Below are 17504 nucleotides of genomic sequence, written 5' to 3' on the forward strand. Positions count from 1 at the left end.
CGCCATGACCCAGAGCCTTGCCGACCGCATCACCCGAAGCCCCCGCCCGCACGACCCCGCCCATGCCGCCGCCCTCGCCGCCCGGTTCTCCGACCTCCCCGCGCCGGCCTGCGACCTGATCGCGGCCACCGGCTCCTGCTCGGGCTATCTCGGCCTCCTTGCCGAACGCGAGACCGAATGGCTCCGCGAGGCGGTCGCCACCGCCCCGGAGGACGCGTTCGAGGCGCTCCTCGCCGAGATCCGCGCCGAGGAAAACCCGTCGGCGCTCTCCGATACGCTCCGCCGGGCCAAGCGCCGCGGCGCGCTCCTCATCGCGCTGGCCGATCTCGGCGGCGTCTGGCAGCTCGGCGAGGTCACCGACGCCCTCACCCGCCTTGCCGACACCGCGGTCCACACGGCCCTCATCCGCCTCGTCGCCACCGAGATCGAGCGCGGCAAGCTGCCCGGCTGCACCGCCGAGGATGCCGCCGACGGCGCCGGGCTCTTCGCGCTCGCCATGGGCAAGATGGGCGCGGGCGAGCTCAACTATTCCTCCGACATCGACCTCGTCATGCTCTTCGACGAGACCCGCCACGACCCCGAGCTCTATGGCGAGGTCCGGCGCAGCTTCATCCGCGTGACCCAGCGCCTCGTGAAGCTCCTCTCCGAGCGCACCGGCGAAGGCTACGTCTTCCGCACCGACCTCCGCCTCCGCCCCGACCCGTCCTCGACCCCGGTGGTGATCGCGGCCGAAGCGGCGGAGCAGTATTACGAGAGCCTCGGCCGGACCTGGGAACGGGCGGCCTACATCAAGGCCCGCCCCTGTGGCGGAGACCGCGCCGCCGGCGGCGAGTTCCTCTCCCGCCTCCGCCCCTTCATCTGGCGCCGCCACCTCGACTATGCCGCCATCGAGGACGCATACGACATGCTCGTGCGCATCCGCAGCCACAAGGGGCTCGCGGGTCCGATCGAGGTGCCCGGCCACAACCTCAAGCTCGGCCGCGGCGGCATCCGCGAGATCGAATTCTTCACCCAGACGCGCCAGCTCATTCTCGGCGGCCGCAACCCCCAGCTCCGCGACCGCCGCACGCTGCATGCGCTCGCGGCCCTCGCCGCCGAAGGCTGGGTCGAGAAAAGCACCGCCGAGACGCTGACGCGCGCCTATGTCGATTTCCGCACCATCGAGCACCGGCTGCAGATGCTCGACGACGCCCAGACCCACCGCATGCCCACGACCCGCGAAGGGCTCGAGCGCCTCGCCTGCTTTGCCGGGGCGCCGGACTGCGAGAGCTTCCAGTCAGAGCTTCTCGGGACGCTGGAGACGGTCCATGCCCTGACGGAGCCGTTCTTCGCTCCCGAAGCGCCGCCCGAAGCGCCCGCCCCCTCGGTCTGGGAGGTCTTCTCCGACCCGGAGCGGGCGCGTGGCATCATGTCCGACTGGCAGCGCCTGCCCGCGCTCCGCACCAGCCGCGCCCGCGGCATCTTCCGCCGCCTCGAGCCCGAACTGCTCCGCCGCATGGCCAAGGCGCACGACGCCGACGAGGCCCTGCGCTCGCTCGACGCCTTCCTCGCGCGGATCCCTGCGGGCGTGCAGCTCTTCTCGCTCATGGAGGCCAACCCGCCCCTGCTCGACCTGCTCGTCGACATCTGCGGCACCACGCCCGAGCTCGCGCGCTACCTCGGCAGCAACCCGGGCGTGCTCGACGCGGTCATCAACCCCGACTTCTTCGGCCCGCTCGAAACCTCGCGCACCCTGTTCCTCGACATCACCGGCGCCCTCGAGGGCGCCGAGGACTACGAGACGGTGCTGAACCGCGCGCGGATCTGGATGAAGGAGCACCACTTCCGCATCGGCGTACACCTCTTGCGCGGGCTCTCCGAACCCGACGAGGCCGCCGCGGCCTACTCCGCCGTCGCCGAGGCGGTGCTCGACGCCATCCTGCCCCATGTCGTCGATCACTTCGCCGAGCGCCACGGCAGGCCGCCGGGCCGGGGGGCCGCCGTGCTCGCCATGGGCAAGTTCGGCAGCCGCGAGATGACCGTTTCCTCCGATCTCGACCTCATCGTGATCTACGACGCCGACGACGGCGACAGCTCCGAGGGCCGCCGCCCGCTCTCGGCCTCGGCCTATTACGCCCGCCTCACCCAGGCGGTGATCTCCGCCCTCACCGCGCCGATGACCGACGGCATCCTCTACAAGGTCGACATGCGCCTCCGGCCCTCCGGCCGCCAGGGGCCGGTTGCGACCAGCCTGACGGCCTTCCGCAAATATCAGGAATCCGAGGCCTGGACCTGGGAACATCTCGCCCTCACCCGCGCCCGGCTGGTTGCGGGCCGGCAGGAGCTCCGCCGCCGCGTCGAAGCCGCGGTCCGCGAGATCCTCGCCCGGCCCCACGACCCCGAAAAGACCCTCGCCGACGCCCGCGACATGCGCCGCCGCCTTGCCGAGGCCAACGAGAAGGAAGCCGCCTTCCCCTGGGCGACCAAGCACGGGCCGGGCCGGATGATGGACATCGAGCTCCTCGCCCAGACCGGCGTTCTCGTCCACGGGCTCACCGGCCTGCGCCGTCCGCAACGGATGCTCGACCGGTTGGTGAAGCTCGGCTGGATCGGCAAGGAAGACGGCGCCCGCCTCGGCCGCTCGCTCGACCGGCTCGCCGCCCTCCAGCAGGTCGCCCGCCTCGCGAGCGACCGCCCGATCGACCCGGAAGAGGGCGGCGAGGGCTATACGCAGCTTCTGCTCCGGGTGACGGGCGGCCAGGACATCGAGAGCCTGCGGGAGGATCTTGCCGCCGAGGCTGCCGCATGCGACGCGATCATCACCGCGCGCCTCGCAAAGGCATGAGCGGCGCGCGAAACCACCCCGCCCGGCGCGTGGCGCCGGCTTCCGGCAGCGGCCCATGACCCCGCTGCCGATCGTCTATCATCCGGATTACGTCGCCCCGCTCCGGCCCGGCCACCGCTTTCCGATGTCGAAATACGGCTACCTGCGCCAGGCGCTCACCGCACGCGGCCTCCTGCCCGAGACAGGCGGCTTTCTGGCGCCCGCACCGGCCTCGATCCGTCAGGCCGCCGGGGTGCACGCCTTCGCCTACGTCGAACGCGTTGCCAATATCGGCCTCACGGCCGAGGAAACCCGCCGCATCGGCCTGCCCAATACCGCGCCCGTCTCGCGCCGCGCCTTCCTCTCCTCGGCGGGCACCCTGCTCGCCGCCCGCCTCGCGCTCGAGCACGGGCTTGCCTGCAACATGGCGGGCGGTTCCCACCACGCCGGCCCCGAGGGCGGCGCGGGCTTCTGCGTCTTCAACGATGTCGCCATCGCCGCGCGGGCACTGCTCGACGAGGGGCTGGTGCGCCGCGTGCTGGTGATCGATCTCGACGTGCATCAGGGCGACGGCACCGCGCATATCTTCGCGGGCGATCCGCGCGTCTTCACCCTCTCGCTCCATGCCGAGAAGAACTACCCCGTCCACAAGGCGCAGTCCGATCTCGACTTCCCCCTGCCCGACGGGCTGCGCGACACGCCCTATCTCGAAATGCTTGACCATGCCCTCGCGCGGACTGCGGCTTTCCATCCCGACATCGTCTTCTACAACGCTGGCGTCGATCCGCACGAGCTTGACCGGCTCGGCCGCCTGTCGCTGAGCTCCGAGGGGCTGCGCGCCCGCGAGGCGCGGGTGATCGCCTTCGCCCGCGGCCGGGGCCTGCCGCTCGCGGGCGTGCTTGGTGGCGGCTATGACGACGATCCCGAACGCCTCGCCGCGCGCCATGCGCTCCTTTTCGAGGAAGCGGCAAGGGCCATGGCCGCCTGATCCTGCCATACGATTTGCCATATGGATTCCATACGGTTTCCATATCGATTCCAGACGCCCCGTTCGGGTCGGTTGACGCCTGCCCCCGGCGGATCTACCGAGCGCGCAGGAGAGCCCGAAGGAGACGCCCTTGGCCCGGACGCCCCACCCCGAAGACCCCCGCGGCGTCATCGCCGAAGCCTATCGGATGGAGCTGTCGGCCGCCGATTGCCGCACGATCTTCCTCGACTGGCTGCTGGGCGCACCCGAGGGGGCTGGCGCACCCGAGATCCGCGCGCTCCTCGCCCGCCATGCCGGCGAGACTCCCGGCCATCCGATGACCGCCGTGCTCCATGAAGGCCTTGCGGGCCTTTCCGAAACACCGCGCCGCCGGGGCGGCGCCCGCGGCCGGCGCGGCGAATCTCCCTGAAACTTCAGGCTTTTGAGGTCAGCGCATCGAGCACGCGCGCCCAGCTCCGCATGCCTTTGTGGAAGCTCGCGAGGTCGTATTTCTCGTTTGGCGAATGGATCGCGTCGTCCTCCTGGCCGAAGCCGATGAGGAGCGAATCCATGCCGAGGATCTCCTTGAAATGCCCCACGATCGGGATCGACCCGCCGCATCCGGCAAAGACCGCCGGCTTCGGCCACTCCTCCGAGAGTGCCGCTCGGGCACGGGCGAATTCGGGCGCCTCGACCGGCAGCACCGTCGCCCGCGACGGCTCCTTCATGGCAAAGCGCGCGGAGCAATCCGCAGGCAGGTTTTCCGCGACAAATGCCCGGAAACTCTCGAGAATCTTCTCCGGATCCTGATCCCCCACCAGCCGGAAGCTCACCTTGGCATGTGCCTCCGCCGGCAATACCGTCTTGAAGCCCTCGCCGGTATATCCACCCCAGATCCCGTTGATGTCGCAGGTCGGCCGCGCCCAGATCTGCTCGAGCGCGCTGTAGCCTTCCTCACCTGCGGGGACGCTCAGTCCGACCGCGCCGAGAAAGCCCTCCGCATCGAAGGCAAGGCTCTCCCACTGCGCCTTCATCTCTGGCGAAAGCTCCGCCACGCCCTCGTAGAACCCGGGCAGCGTCACCCGGCCGGTCTCGTCGTGAAGCTGGCCGAGGATCCGCGTCAGCACCCGGATCGGGTTCATGGCGGGCCCGCCATACATCCCCGAATGCAGATCGCGGGACGCGGCCTGAATCGTCACCTGCTCGGCGGCAAGGCCGCGCAGCATCGTTGAAATCGCGGGGGTTTTCCGATCCCACATGCCCGTGTCGCAGACGAGCGCAAGATCGGCGCGGAGCTCCTCTGCATTGGCTTCGAGGAAAGGCACGAGCGACGGCGAGCCGCTTTCCTCCTCACCTTCAAAAAGGAACGTTATACGCGTCGGCACGCTGCCCTCCACCGCGATCCAGGCCCGGAGCGCCTCGACGAAGGTCATGAGCTGACCCTTGTCATCGCAGGCGCCGCGGGCCGAGATCACCTTGCCCTCCGGCGTGTCGCGCAGGACCGGCTCGAAGGGTGGCGTCTCCCAGAGTTCGAGAGGATCGGCGGGCTGAACGTCGTAATGGCCGTAGAACAGCAGATGCGGCCCCTCGCCGCCGCCATGGGCCACGACCATCGGATGGCCCGGCGTATCGCGCCGGCTCGCCTCGAACCCCATGCCCGAGAGCTCCGCCACAAGCCAGTCCGCCGCCGTGCGGCACGACGCCGCATGGGCCGGGTCGGTCGAGACGCTGTCGATCCTGAGGAGGTCAAAGAGCCTGTCGAGCGCCTGCGGCAGATCGGCGTCGATGCGGTCCAGAACGGCGGAGAGGGTCATGGCCGGGGTCCTTTTCGGTGCGTCGAAGGCGACCCTAGCCCTTTGACGACCAGACGCAAGAGCACTGCGACGGCCTCGGATGCACCCCCTTGCAGCCCGGCCCGGCACCGGGCCGAAGCGCCGGCGCCGGGCGGTAGCCTCAGCCCCTCACTGGGTCGCCGGGGGAAGCGATTCCAGGTAGGAGAGGATGAAGTCCTGCACCGTCGGATCGGTGATGCCCACATGGCGCATGCGGGTGCCGGGCATGAAGCCGGTATTGTCCTCCATCCAGGCCCGAAGCGCGGCAGGCGTCCAGACGATGCCGGAGTTGGCCAGCGCTTCGGAATATTCGAAGTCCGGATAGGTGCCGGCCTTCCGCCCGACGACACCGGCAAGCGGCGGACCGTAGCTGGCGTGATCGGCATCCGGCGCATGGCAGCGGCGGCATTCCTGGTTGAAGAGCGACTGTCCTGCGGTAATCTTGGCCTGTTCGAACGTGTCGGTCGCCTGCGCCGCTCCGGCGAGCAGGCACGGCCCGAACAGTGCTGCGGCTAGGACGCCTGCTGGCGTGTGGTGGCGTTTCATCGATGCCCCTTTCGTTGGCTGCGAGCAGCGATAACAATACTGCGAGCCCCCCCTTAGTCGATTGATTTCGCTCAATTTGCGCCTACTGCTTTGGTCGGAGGCAGCAAGGGCCGGCGGGCGCGTCCACCACGTCAAACGCCTGACCGCAAACGATTTCCGCATCACATGTCTCAGGGAAACTTTCTGCCCGGATCGGGGGCTGAAGGCCCCCGGCACGCCTGAAGGCAGACGTCAGCTCCGCTGAATCCAGCCGCCGCCCAGCACGCGGCTGCCCTCCGGGGCATAGAAGACACAGGCCTGACCGGGGGCAACGCCCTCCTCGGCATCGAGCAGCTCGACCGTCGCACGGCCGCCCGGTTCAGGGCGCACACGAGCAGGTTTCGGCGGGCGGGTTGACCGGACACGCACAGCGACCTCCCAGCCCTCGGGAGGAGCTGCCTCGAAAGGCGTGTCGCCAAGCCAGTTCACTTCAGCGAGCGGCACATGGCGGCTCGCGAGCGCCTCGCGAGGTCCGACGATCACCTGACGCGTGTCGGGATCGAGGCGGATGACAAAAAGCGGATCGACGGTGCCCCCGATGCCGAGCCCCCGGCGCTGACCGACGGTATAGCGGATCACACCCTCGTGGCGGCCGAGCACGCGGCCGTCGATATGAACGATGTCGCCGGGATCGGCCGCGCCGGGGCGCAGCTTCTCGATCACCGCGGCATAGGAGCCGTTCGGCACGAAGCAGATGTCCTGGCTGTCGGGCTTGTCGGCAACCGGCAGGCCATAGCGGGCAGCAAGAGCACGGGTCTCGGCCTTGGATTTCAGGTGCCCGAGGGGAAAGCGCAGGTAGGACAGCTGCTCGGGCGTCGTGGAAAACAGGAAATAGCTCTGGTCCCGTGCCGGATCGGCCGCGCGGTGCAGCTCAGGCCCCGCCCCCCCGTCGAAACGGCGGATGTAATGTCCGGTCGCCATGCAATCGGCTTCGAGATCACGGGCGGTTTCGAGCAGGTCGCGGAACTTCACCCGCTCGTTGCAGCGGATGCAGGGCACCGGCGTCGCCCCGGCAAGGTAGGAATCCGCGAACTCGTCAATCACGCTTTCCCGGAAACGGTTCTCGTAGTCGAGCACGTAGTGCGGAAAGCCCATGGTTTCCGCCACCCGGCGCGCATCGTGGATATCCCGCCCGGCACAACAGGCACCCTTTTTCGCCAGCGCCGCTCCGTGATCGTAGAGCTGAAGCGTCACGCCGACGACGTCATATCCCTCCTCGGCAAGCATGGCCGCCACGACGGAGCTGTCGACGCCACCGGACATGGCGACAACCACCCGCGTTTCCTGCGGGGGCTTCGGAAGGCCCAGCGAATTGGGCCGTGATTCGACGGCTGCGCTCTGCATGACGGTCCTGTTGGAGGCTATGGGCGCGAATATAGTAAAATCCGCAACATCTTCAAGAGTTTGGTTCACCGGCCCTTAAGACGCGGTCGCTAGATGTTCTCACGGGTGAGTAGCGAGCTTGGGAGTTAGAGATGTATATTCGCCGTGAGAAGGGACCAGTCTACGTCGTTCTTCCGGATGGAAGCAAGCTGACGCGGTCCGATCTTCCGCCGTCAAACACGAAGCGTTGGGTGGCGCGTCGCAAGGCAACTGTTGTTGCCGCAGTGGATTTTGGCCTGATCGATGCGGCCGAAGCCTGCTCCATGTATCATCTTTCCGACGAGGAATTGTCGATGTGGCGCGATGCCGTGCACAAACACGGTGCCGGAGCACTGCGCGTCACCGCCATACAAAAGTATAGACAACTTTAAGGCGAGGTCGTAACGTGAAGCTGTCGTAATCAGTCATTAACCAATCCCTGTCTAGAATTAACTTAGATTAGCGAGGGCCTGGTTGGCAGAGACGGAGAGCTGCACATGCGTATCCTGTTGGTCGAAGATGACCCAACGACCTCCAAGAGCATCGAGATGATGCTCCAGAACGCGAACCTCAACGTCTATGCGACGGATCTGGGGGAAGAAGGGATCGATCTGGCCAAACTGTACGACTACGATCTGATCCTGCTCGACCTGAACCTGCCGGACATGAACGGGCACGACGTGCTCCGGCAGCTTCGACTTGCAAAGGTCGAGACACCTATCCTGATTCTCTCCGGCGCAGACGACACCGAAAACAAGCTCAAGGGCTTCGGCTTCGGCGCCGACGACTACATGACCAAGCCGTTCCACCGGCAGGAGCTCATCGCGCGCATCCATGCGATCGTGCGCCGCTCCAAGGGTCACGCCCAGTCGATCATCACGACGGGAAAGTTTACCGTCAATCTCGATGCGAAGACGGTCGAGGTCGACGGAACGCCGGTGCATCTCACCGGCAAGGAGTACCAGATGCTGGAACTGCTTTCTCTGCGGAAGGGCACGACCCTCACCAAGGAGATGTTCCTCAATCACCTCTATGGCGGCATGGACGAGCCGGAGCTGAAGATCATCGACGTCTTCATCTGCAAGCTCCGGAAGAAACTCTCCGAGGCCACCGGGGGCGAGAACTATATCGAGACAGTTTGGGGGCGTGGCTATGTCCTCCGCGACCCCTCGAGTGGTGAAGCGAAACGTAAACTGGCGGTCGGAGCCTGAGGCGGCCCCGACCGACCCCTGCGGCTCGGACCGCAGGATCTTTCTCTGCCTGAAACCAGAGCGTGCTTTCCCCGGAAGACGCCCGGCTCCGGCCGGTGCGACTCCGGGTCATTCGCGTTTGCGCCAAGGAGGCGCCGCGCGCCACGCCTGGCTCTACCTGGAGCAGACGCCGAGCCCGAGCGGCCGCAGGACAGACGTCTCCTCCCTCGCCGCCCTCCATCTGCCGATCTCCAGACGTAGAGTTTGGAGATCGTCTCTCTTGCCGGGCAGCACCACTGGCTGGGGCGCGTTCCTGCCGGGCTTCATCCGGGCTCTATCCTGATCCCGCAGAGCGGCACCGCGGCCTGTTTCCGGATCATCGACACACCGCTTGGCACGCGCTGCCCATGATACTTCCCGGGATCACCGGCCGGATAAATCCGCTTGCCAAGCGCAGCGCTCCCGTACGCCTTGATCTGGCCTGCTGCCTAGCCCCCCAATGAGGAATGCCGAGGCCGCGCAGCTTGAGCAGCTCACAGAGCAACCGTCCGACCTGGGACAGCCGCGAATTCGTCATCCACAATCCCGAGGGCAGCGTCCGGCACACTTACCGGCCCTCTGCCTCGGACTGAGGCGCCGTCAGCAGCCGGCGGACTGCCTCGAGCGCGGCCCGGATCGGCGGATCATGGCGCGCATCGTGATGGCAGACGAGCCACTCGTCATGGGTGAGAGCCGCGATCGGCGGGCCAACGCGCGTGAGCCCCGGCTCACGATCACCGGCAAAGCACGGCATGACGATCCGCCCGAGCCCCGCCCGCGCCATGTCGACCGCGATCAGACCGGTGCTCGCGGTCGTCACGATCTCGTCGGCATGCTGCGCGCGCAGCCATCGTTCCGAAGGCGTAGTCGCCATCCCTTCGCCGAGAGAGACATAGCCCGCCACCTCCGGCCCGGCAGCATAGATCCCGTATGTGAGGTTCCGCGTCCGCCGGCCAGCCATCCAGGCCTGCTCAGGGCGGCGGTTGCGCACGCCGATATCTGCCTCGCGGCGGGCGATGTCGAGCACGGCATTGGAGGCCAGAAACTCCGGCATCCAGTCATCCTCCGGCGACCAGACCCGGCCGATCCCGCGCGCGAGATGCCGTGCGGTCCAGGAGCCTGCCGTGATGCGCACGCGGAGCTTCGCCCGCGCCCCGGTCTGCCAGCGCTCGATCCGCCCGGCCGCTGCCCGCAGCGCCTCGGCCTCCTCGGCCAATCCCCGCCCCTCGGCGGTGAGCCGATAACCCTGCGGCCCGCGAAGAAAGAGCCGCCGCCCGGTCAGCCGCTCGAGCCCGTTCATCCGGCGGCTGAGCGTCGGCAGAGGTGTACCCGTCGCCCGCGCGGCGCCGCTCAACCCGTCGCAATCCGCCACTGCCAGAAACAGCCGGATATCGTCGAGACTGGGCATAACTTTCAATTTCGAAACTCCTGTTGCGGATATCGCCGCTATTTGGGCTGCATCCCTTCATGCACGGTAGGATCTCTCGTCAGGTATTTCAAAACTGAAATGGAAACTGCCCCATGCTGCCCATCGTACTGCCTCCACGCCCCGTTCCCGCCGACGGCCGCCCGCCGTCGGAAGCCGAGATCATCCGCGCGCGCATCGACCGTGCCCGCCGCTGGCACCGCAAACGTACGCTTTACCGCTGGGCGCTCCGGCTTGGCTTGCGCCGCCCGAGGCGTTCCGCGCCGCTGGACGGCGGCCCGGCGACGTATTACCCAAGTGCGGTTTCCGGTACGAGGATAAGGCGATGGGACCAGTGCGGCGGGCCGTTGAGGAGCTGACATCGGCACAGGCGAAGGCGGAGCTTGCCATGCTTGCCCGCGAGATCGCAGCCGCCGATCTTGCCTATCATCAGGCCGACGCTCCGGTGATGCCGGATGCAGATTACGATACGCTGAAACGGCGCAATGCCGCCATAGAGGCGCGGTTTCCGGAGCTCAAGCGTCCGGACAGCCCGAGCGACCGGGTGGGCGCGGCTCCGTCGGAAGCCTTCGCCAAGATACGGCATTCCGTGCCGATGCTGAGCCTCGCGAACGGTTTCGAGGATGCCGACATCACCGATTTCGCCGAGCGCATCCGCCGGTTTCTCAATCTCGCTGCGGACGCCCCGCTCGCCTTCACCGCCGAGCCGAAGATCGACGGACTCTCGCTCTCGATCCGCTACGAGAACGGCGAGATGGTGCAGGCCGCGACCCGGGGGGACGGCGAGACCGGCGAGAACGTCACCGCCAACGCCCGCACCATCGCCGACATTCCGCACCGCCTCGAAGGCGCGCCCGAGGTGCTCGAGGTCCGCGGCGAGGTCTACATGAGCCACGCCGACTTCGCCGCGCTCAACGAGCGCCAGGAGGCGGCGGGAGGCAAGACCTTCGCGAACCCGCGCAATGCCGCCGCCGGCTCGCTCCGCCAGCTCGATGCCGCGATCACTGCCGCCCGCCCGCTGCGCTTCTTCGCCTATGCCTGGGCCGAGATCTCCGAACCGCTTGCCGACACCCAGTCGGGCGCGATCGCGCGCCTCGCCGCACTCGGCTTCTCGACCAATCCGCTGATGATCCGCTGCGAGGGTATCGCGGATCTGCTTGCCCATTACCGCGCCATCGAGGCTAGGCGCGCGACGCTCGGCTACGATATCGACGGCGTCGTCTACAAGGTCGACCGGCTCGACCTGCAGGCCCGCCTCGGCTTCCGCTCCGCCACGCCCCGCTGGGCCATCGCCCACAAGTTCTCCGCCGAGCGCGCCACCACACTGCTCGAGGCCATCGAGATCCAGGTGGGCCGCACCGGCGCGCTCTCCCCCGTCGCCCGCCTCACGCCGGTGACCGTGGGCGGCGTCGTCGTCTCGAACGCGACACTCCACAATGCCGACTACATCGCCGGGCGGGATTCGCGGGGCAATCCGATCCGCGAGGGCCGCGACATCCGGGTGGGCGACTGGGTGACGGTCTACCGCGCCGGTGACGTGATCCCGAAGATCGAGGATGTGGACCTCACCCGCCGCCCGGCGGAAAGCCAGCCCTACAGCTTCCCCGAGACCTGCCCCGTCTGTGGTTCCGACGCGATCCGCGAGCCCGGCGAGGCGGTCCACCGCTGCACCGGCAACCTCATCTGCCCGGCGCAGGCCGTCGAGAAGCTCAAGCATTTCGTCTCCCGCGACGCCTTCGACATCGAGGGTATTGGCGCCAAGCAGGTCGAGGCCTTCTTCCAGGAAGGCTGGATCCGCGAGCCTGCCGACATCTTCACGCTGGAGGTCCGCCACGGCGAAAGCCTGCGCAAGCGCGAGGGCTGGGGCGAGAAATCGGCCGCGAACCTCTTCCGCGGCATCTCCGAGCGCCGGTCCATCCCGCTCAACCGCCTGATCTTCGGCCTCGGCATCCGCCATGTCGGCGAGACCGCGGCCCGGCTCATCGCCCGCAGCTACGGCTCCTGGGCGCGCTTCCAGATGGCGATGGAGGCGGCGCGCGAACACGAGGGCGAGGATTGGGAGACGCTCAACAACATCGACGGGATCGGGCCTGTCATGGCCGCGAGCCTCGTCGACTTCTTCCACGACCCCGCGAACCGCGCCGCCATCGAGCGCCTCGTCGCCGAGCTTTCCATCGAGGATGTCGAGGCCCCCTCGACGGAGGGCAGCGCCATCGCGGGCAAGACCGTCGTCTTCACCGGAACGCTCGAGAAGATGACCCGCGCCGAGGCCAAGGCCCGCGCCGAAGCGCTTGGAGCCAAGGTCGCAGGCTCGGTCTCGGCCAGGACGGACTATGTCGTCGCGGGTCCCGGTGCCGGCTCCAAGGAAAAGAAGGCGCGCGAGCTCGGCCTCACGCTTCTTAGCGAAGATGAATGGCTGGACTTGATTGGATAGGCTTTTTGCCGCATCGAAAGATCTTGCACCCGAATCCGACGCCGCCGGACGATGCACCTCACAAGGAGCCATGCGCTGAAGAGTCCCTATCGATTTCTCGACGGCGGCGGAGCCATGGCCGAGGCCATCGAAGCGCATGACTGGTCAAGAACGCCGCTCGGCCCGATCGAGACATGGCCGCCCGTGCTGCGCATCGCGATCAGCACGATGGTTAACTCGGCCTTTCCCAAATGCCTCTGCTGGGGCGACACGCTCATCTCGATCTACAACGATGCCTTCATCCAGATCCTCGGCCGCAAGCACCCCTGCCTCGGACAACCCTTCGAGGAGATCTGGCGCGAGGCCTGGGACACGATCGGCCCCATGACCGCGCGCGCCCTGGCGGGCGAGGCCACCTTCATCGAGAATTTCGAGCTCGAGATCGCCCGCTTCGGTCATGCCGAAACCGCCTATTTCACCTTCTGCTACAGCCCGATACGCGACGAGACCGGCAAGGTCTGCGGCATGCTCGACACGGTGATCGAAACCTCGGACTCCGTGCGGGCCGAGCATCGGGCGCAACTGCGCAACCGCGAGCTCATCCATCGCTCGCGCAACTCCTTTGCCGTCGTCTCGGTGCTCATCAAGCAGACCCACCGCAGTTCGGAGACGCTCGAGGAGGCCGAGGCCAAGATCCTCCAGCGCCTGTCCTCGCTCAACCGGGCACAGAACGTGCTTGCCGACACCCGTGGCATCGGCGCCGGAATCCGGCAGGTGATCGAGGGCGCGCTCACGCTCTTCGAACATGAGGAGGGGGCGATCTCTGCCGATGGCCCGGATATTCGTCTGGGCAGCGAACAGGTGATCGCGCTTGCCATGGCGCTGCACGAGCTCGGCACGAACGCCGCAAAATACGGCGCCCTGAGCGTTCCCGACGGCCACATTGCCGTGCGCTGGGAGATCGACAACTCCGTTACGCCCGGACGTTTCCGCCTGACGTGGCAAGAGAATGGCGGTCCGCCTGTTTCGACACCGACCCGGCGCGGCTTCGGAAGCTTTCTCATCGACAAGGCGCTCGCTGCGCAGTTCGAGGGCGATGTGGAAATCGACTATGCGCCCTCTGGGCTGCATCTTACCCTCAGCACCGATGCCCGAAATCTTGTGCGCAGCCTGGCCGAAAAGGGCTGACGCCCGCTTTGCGAAACCGCGATCGGAGCGCTATGAGGGATCGAGCCGCGGCTTGCCCGCCCGCCCCGCCGCCTGCCCCGCCGGGGCCCTGCCGATCGGTCCTGCCCCATGAGCCCGCGCCCCGAGATCCTCTTTCCGCTCTTCTCCGATCTCACCAGCCTTGATGGCGTCGGGCCGAAGACGGCGAAGCTCTTCGAACGGCTCGACATCACCAAGCCCGCCGATCTCCTCCTCACACTCCCGGCCTCCGGCATCGACCGCCGCCTGCGCCCGACGATCCGGGACCTGCCCGTGCCGGGCATTGCCACCGTCGAGGTCGAGGTCGGCCTGCACCAGCCGCCCGCGGCGAAGGGCCGCCCCTACCGGGTCTTCGTGCGCGATGCCGCCACCGAGTTTCAGCTCGTCTTCTTCCACCCCCGCGAGGACTGGCTGCGCCGGACCCTGCCTGCGGGCCAGCGCCGTATTGTTTCGGGCCGGGTGGAGATCTTCGACGGCCTTGCGCAGATGGTGCATCCCGATCACATCCTCCGGCCGGATGAGGCCGGCGAGATGCCCGAGTTCGAGCCGGTCTATCCGCTGACCCAGGGCCTCACGCTCCGCACCATGACCCGCGCCGCCCGATCCGCCGTGGCCCGCACCCCCGATCTCCCCGAATGGATCGAGCCGGGCCTCCTGCGCCGCGAGGGCTGGCCCTCCTGGCACGACGCGGTCCGCGCAGCCCATGCGCCCACTTCCGCCGCCGATATCGAGCCCGACGCACCCGCCCGCATCCGGCTCGCCTATGACGAGCTGCTCTCGCATCAGGTGACGCTCGCACTCGCCCGCGCGAAGGTCCGCCGCGCCAAGGGTTTCGAGACGGTAGGCGATGGCCACCTGCGCGCCCAGGTGCTCGCCGCCCTGCCCTACGCCCCCACCGCGGCCCAGACCCGCGCGGTGGCCGAAATCACGTCCGATATGGCGGCGCCGCTGCGGATGAACCGTCTGCTCCAGGGCGATGTCGGGGCCGGCAAGACCCTCGTCGCGCTCCTCGCCATGCTGGCTTGTGCCGAAGCCGGTGGGCAGTCGGCGATGATGGCCCCGACCGAGATCCTCGCCCGGCAGCATCTCGCCTCCCTCGCGCCGCTCGTGGAGCCCGCAGGGCTTCGGATCGAGCTGCTCACCGGCCGGGACAAGGGGTCCGAGCGCGCCGCCAAGCTTGCGGCCCTTGCCGCAGGCGAGATCCGGATTCTTGTCGGAACCCATGCGCTCTTTCAGGCCGATGTCGTGTTCTCCGATCTCCGCCTCGTCATCGTCGACGAACAGCACCGCTTCGGCGTGCGGCAGCGGATGGAGCTCGGTGCCAAGGGCCGCGCGCCCGATATCCTCGTGATGACGGCCACGCCCATTCCGCGCAGCCTCACCCTCGCGCAATATGGCGACATGGATCTCTCGATCCTCGACGAGAAGCCCCCCGGCCGCCAGCCGGTCGAGACCGCGCTTGTCTCCGCCGGCCGCACCGGTGAGGTGATCGAACATCTGCGCAAGGCGCTGGCCGAGGGTCATCAGGCCTACTGGGTCTGCCCGCTCGTCGGCGAATCCGAAACGGCCGAAGGCCCTGCGGCCGAGGAGCGCTTCGAGTCCCTGAAGCTCGCGCTTGGCGCGGAACATGTGGGGCTCGTGCACGGCCAGCTGCCCCCGTCCGAGAAGGACGCGGCGATGGCCGCTTTCGCCGATGGCGGCATTCGCCTCCTCGTCGCCACCACCGCGATCGAAGTCGGGGTGAACGTACCCAATGCCACGATCATGGTGATCGAAGGCGCACAGGCCTTCGGCCTGTCGCAGCTCCATCAGCTCCGCGGCCGCGTCGGGCGCGGCAGCGGCAAGTCGACCTGCCTGCTGCTCTACGATCCGCCGCTGGGCGAGACCGCCCGCGCGCGGCTGGAGACCATGCGCCGGACCGAGGACGGCTTCGAGATCGCGGAGGAAGACCTGCGCCTCCGCGGGGCGGGAGACCTGCTCGGTGTCCAGCAATCCGGCCTGCCGAAGTTTCGCGTCGCCGATCTGGAGCGCCAGGCTGGCCTTCTTGCCCTCGCGCGGGACGACGCGCGCCTCCTGCTCGACCAGGACCCCGATCTCATCTCTTCCCGCGGCCAGGCGATGCGCATCCTGCTCCATCTGCTGGAGCGCGAAAAAGCGATCCGGATGCTCGGGGTCGGCTGAACGCCGCATGTTCCGCTAATGTTCCAAACCTGTTGACCGATTGCGAATAAAGTAGGAACATTACAGGAACAACTCGATTCGATCTGGGGATAAGTCCATGCGAGACGCCATTCGCCTGCTTCTGACTACCGATCTCGACGTTCTGATCCGAGAGGTTCTGGGCCTCGCGGTGATCTGTTCCGCCATTATCGCAATGTTCTGCCTGCCGGCCCAGTACTGAGGGTCGGGACCGTCTGCGGCGCCTGTTCCAGATCCGCTGCCTGTTCCTCTGGAACCTGCCGAAAGGGCGCCGATACCTGGGCGCCGCATCTCCCGAACGAGTGCGGCGTCCCTTTTCCCTGATTTTCCGGAAGCCCTCAGACCGAGGCGCAGGCCTCGTCGAAGGCCGCCAGGGTGGCCTCGAGGGCAAGCAGGATCGAGGCGTGGCGGTTCTTGTAGTCCCGCGCGGGCAGGAGAACCTCGTAGCCCTCGAACGGGGCATCGGGGATCGGGCCCTCGGATTTGAGCATGGCCTTGAGCTGGTCCCGGGCGCGCTCGATCTCCTCGCGGGTCCGGCCGATGGCCTGCTGGCCGAGGATGGCGGCCGAGGCTTGGCCGAGGGCGCAGGCCTTCACGTCCTGGCCGAAATCCTTGATCCGGCCGTTCTCGAGCACGAGATCGACGGTCACGGTCGAGCCGCAGAGGGGGGAGCGTTTTTTTGACGTCACCTGTGGCTCGGCCAGACGCTCGGCATGCGGAATGTCGGCCGCCAGCGCAAGAATGCGCCCAGAGTAGAGCTTTACCAGATCTTCGTTGCCACTCATGGGCGCGTCCCTTTGCATTCCCGGACCTCCTCCCCTAGATAGGCCGAAACCTCACGCCCGAAAAGGGCTCCGAAAGGAGGACCTTTCCATGCCCGCCTTCGACCCCGCAAGCCTCCGTTTCAACGCGCAGGGCCTGATCCCCGCCATCGCCCAGGATCGGAGCGGGGAAATCCTCATGATGGCCTGGATGAATGCCGAAAGCCTCGGGGTCACGCTCGAGACCGGAGAGGTGACCTACTGGTCGCGCTCGCGAGGCGAGCTCTGGCGGAAGGGGGCGACCTCGGGGCACCTCCAGCGGCTGATCGAGCTCCGGATCGACTGCGACCGGGACTGCCTGCTGCTGATCGTCGAGCAGACCGGGCCCGCCTGCCACACCAACCGCCGGAGCTGCTTCTACACGGCCCTGCGGGACGGGGAGGAAGTGATCCTCTCCGAGCCGATGGCCTGAGTTTTCCGGGGTCGGCCTCACGGTGAAAACAGGGCGTTTCACCGTGAAAAGCAAATCAACGCACTGATTTGTTTGAATAAAGTGGTAAACATATCATTAAAACTATGTTTGACGGGCATTTCAGCGCCGCGAGAGCGCAGGCATTGAACAAGCGGTCCAGTCGGCCCCTCTATTCACTTTTTATAGCATAGATTACGTCCATGCTCCGCTTTACCGCATCTCGCCAAGCCGCCATGATGCCATCTCGGC

General features: G+C 67.3%; 15 protein-coding genes. 10 read left to right on the forward strand and 5 right to left on the reverse strand.

Features of this window, described 5'->3' with window-relative positions; translation table 11 throughout:
* The first annotated feature begins 4 nt into the window (after positions 1 to 4).
* The 3 genes from ACF66B_RS08290 (at position 5) to ACF66B_RS08300 (ending at position 4200) form a co-directional block, all read left to right on the forward strand.
* Positions 5 to 2824 carry a bifunctional [glutamine synthetase] adenylyltransferase/[glutamine synthetase]-adenylyl-L-tyrosine phosphorylase gene (locus ACF66B_RS08290; protein ID WP_111431739.1) on the forward strand — a complete coding sequence of 940 codons (2820 nt, stop codon included), beginning with the start codon at positions 5 to 7 and terminating at the stop codon, positions 2822 to 2824.
* Between the two features lie 55 nt (positions 2825 to 2879).
* A complete protein-coding gene (locus ACF66B_RS08295) occupies positions 2880 to 3791 on the forward strand; it encodes a histone deacetylase (RefSeq protein WP_111431738.1) in 912 nt (303 codons plus the stop codon).
* Positions 3792 to 3921: 130 nt separating this feature from the next.
* Entirely contained in the window at positions 3922 to 4200 is a 279-nt protein-coding gene (locus ACF66B_RS08300) for a hypothetical protein (protein ID WP_392664639.1), read from the forward strand.
* A gap of 4 nt (positions 4201 to 4204) precedes the next feature.
* Here ACF66B_RS08300 and ACF66B_RS08305 read toward each other — a convergent pair whose 3' ends face one another.
* The 3 genes from ACF66B_RS08305 to mnmA form a co-directional block, all read right to left on the reverse strand.
* The gene (locus ACF66B_RS08305) at positions 4205 to 5584 is read right to left on the reverse strand and encodes a dipeptidase (RefSeq protein WP_111431737.1); all 1380 of its coding nucleotides are present in this window, start codon (positions 5582 to 5584) and stop codon (positions 4205 to 4207) included.
* A gap of 147 nt (positions 5585 to 5731) precedes the next feature.
* Positions 5732 to 6148 carry a c-type cytochrome gene (locus tag ACF66B_RS08310; RefSeq protein WP_111431736.1) on the reverse strand — a complete coding sequence of 139 codons (417 nt, stop codon included), beginning with the start codon at positions 6146 to 6148 and terminating at the stop codon, positions 5732 to 5734.
* 231 nt (positions 6149 to 6379) lie between these two features.
* Positions 6380 to 7531 (reverse strand): tRNA 2-thiouridine(34) synthase MnmA, encoded by a 1152-nt coding sequence (gene mnmA / locus ACF66B_RS08315; protein WP_111431735.1) that lies wholly within the window; start codon positions 7529 to 7531, stop codon positions 6380 to 6382.
* A gap of 131 nt (positions 7532 to 7662) precedes the next feature.
* On the opposite strand from mnmA, the gene ACF66B_RS08320 reads away from it, so the two are divergent.
* The gene (locus ACF66B_RS08320; RefSeq protein WP_111431734.1) at positions 7663 to 7941 is read left to right on the forward strand and encodes a DUF1153 domain-containing protein; all 279 of its coding nucleotides are present in this window, start codon (positions 7663 to 7665) and stop codon (positions 7939 to 7941) included.
* A 105-nt stretch (positions 7942 to 8046) separates the two neighbouring features.
* Positions 8047 to 8760, forward strand: coding sequence for a response regulator transcription factor CtrA (gene ctrA / locus ACF66B_RS08325; RefSeq protein ID WP_111431733.1), 714 nt, complete (start codon positions 8047 to 8049; stop codon positions 8758 to 8760).
* A 586-nt stretch (positions 8761 to 9346) separates the two neighbouring features.
* Here ctrA and ACF66B_RS08330 read toward each other — a convergent pair.
* Positions 9347 to 10186, reverse strand: coding sequence for a LysR family transcriptional regulator (locus ACF66B_RS08330; RefSeq protein ID WP_111431732.1), 840 nt, complete (start codon positions 10184 to 10186; stop codon positions 9347 to 9349).
* Between the two features lie 343 nt (positions 10187 to 10529).
* Here ACF66B_RS08330 and ligA point away from each other — a divergent pair, with 343 nt between their 5' ends.
* The 4 genes from ligA (at position 10530) to ACF66B_RS08350 (ending at position 16224) form a co-directional block, all read left to right on the forward strand.
* Positions 10530 to 12638 (forward strand): NAD-dependent DNA ligase LigA, encoded by a 2109-nt coding sequence (gene ligA, locus ACF66B_RS08335; protein ID WP_111431731.1) that lies wholly within the window; start codon positions 10530 to 10532, stop codon positions 12636 to 12638.
* A 114-nt stretch (positions 12639 to 12752) separates the two neighbouring features.
* Positions 12753 to 13805 (forward strand): HWE histidine kinase domain-containing protein, encoded by a 1053-nt coding sequence (locus ACF66B_RS08340; RefSeq protein WP_392664645.1) that lies wholly within the window; start codon positions 12753 to 12755, stop codon positions 13803 to 13805.
* Positions 13806 to 13913: 108 nt separating this feature from the next.
* Entirely contained in the window at positions 13914 to 16004 is a 2091-nt protein-coding gene (gene recG / locus ACF66B_RS08345; RefSeq protein WP_111431729.1) for an ATP-dependent DNA helicase RecG, read from the forward strand.
* Between the two features lie 97 nt (positions 16005 to 16101).
* Entirely contained in the window at positions 16102 to 16224 is a 123-nt protein-coding gene (locus ACF66B_RS08350; RefSeq protein ID WP_392664648.1) for a hypothetical protein, read from the forward strand.
* 136 nt (positions 16225 to 16360) lie between these two features.
* Here the strand turns inward: ACF66B_RS08350 and ACF66B_RS08355 are convergent, their stop codons facing one another.
* Positions 16361 to 16807 carry an iron-sulfur cluster assembly scaffold protein gene (locus tag ACF66B_RS08355; RefSeq protein WP_111431728.1) on the reverse strand — a complete coding sequence of 149 codons (447 nt, stop codon included), beginning with the start codon at positions 16805 to 16807 and terminating at the stop codon, positions 16361 to 16363.
* Positions 16808 to 16895: 88 nt separating this feature from the next.
* On the opposite strand from ACF66B_RS08355, the gene hisI reads away from it, so the two are divergent.
* A complete protein-coding gene (hisI, locus tag ACF66B_RS08360) occupies positions 16896 to 17255 on the forward strand; it encodes a phosphoribosyl-AMP cyclohydrolase (RefSeq protein WP_111431727.1) in 360 nt (119 codons plus the stop codon).
* Positions 17256 to 17504 lie beyond the last annotated feature (249 nt).

The sequence above is a fragment of the Amaricoccus sp. B4 genome (assembly GCF_043226085.1).
Classification (GTDB): Bacteria; Pseudomonadota; Alphaproteobacteria; order Rhodobacterales; family Rhodobacteraceae; genus Amaricoccus.

Bases quoted from the DNA above. Each gene is read 5' to 3' on its own strand.
- ACF66B_RS08310 (WP_111431736.1), bottom strand. From the start codon at position 6,148: ATGAAACGCCACCACACGCCAGCAGGCGTCCTAGCCGCAGCACTGTTC.
- hisI (WP_111431727.1), top strand. From the start codon at position 16,896: ATGCCCGCCTTCGACCCCGCAAGCCTCCGTTTCAACGCGCAGGGCCTG.
- ctrA (WP_111431733.1), top strand. From the start codon at position 8,047: ATGCGTATCCTGTTGGTCGAAGATGACCCAACGACCTCCAAGAGCATC.
- ACF66B_RS08305 (WP_111431737.1), bottom strand. From the start codon at position 5,584: ATGACCCTCTCCGCCGTTCTGGACCGCATCGACGCCGATCTGCCGCAG.
- recG (WP_111431729.1), top strand. From the start codon at position 13,914: ATGAGCCCGCGCCCCGAGATCCTCTTTCCGCTCTTCTCCGATCTCACC.
- ACF66B_RS08340 (WP_392664645.1), top strand. From the start codon at position 12,753: ATGGCCGAGGCCATCGAAGCGCATGACTGGTCAAGAACGCCGCTCGGC.
- ACF66B_RS08330 (WP_111431732.1), bottom strand. From the start codon at position 10,186: ATGCCCAGTCTCGACGATATCCGGCTGTTTCTGGCAGTGGCGGATTGC.
- ACF66B_RS08290 (WP_111431739.1), top strand. From the start codon at position 5: ATGACCCAGAGCCTTGCCGACCGCATCACCCGAAGCCCCCGCCCGCAC.
- ligA (WP_111431731.1), top strand. From the start codon at position 10,530: ATGGGACCAGTGCGGCGGGCCGTTGAGGAGCTGACATCGGCACAGGCG.
- ACF66B_RS08355 (WP_111431728.1), bottom strand. From the start codon at position 16,807: ATGAGTGGCAACGAAGATCTGGTAAAGCTCTACTCTGGGCGCATTCTT.
- ACF66B_RS08295 (WP_111431738.1), top strand. From the start codon at position 2,880: ATGACCCCGCTGCCGATCGTCTATCATCCGGATTACGTCGCCCCGCTC.
- ACF66B_RS08320 (WP_111431734.1), top strand. From the start codon at position 7,663: ATGTATATTCGCCGTGAGAAGGGACCAGTCTACGTCGTTCTTCCGGAT.
- ACF66B_RS08350 (WP_392664648.1), top strand. From the start codon at position 16,102: ATGCGAGACGCCATTCGCCTGCTTCTGACTACCGATCTCGACGTTCTG.
- mnmA (WP_111431735.1), bottom strand. From the start codon at position 7,531: ATGCAGAGCGCAGCCGTCGAATCACGGCCCAATTCGCTGGGCCTTCCG.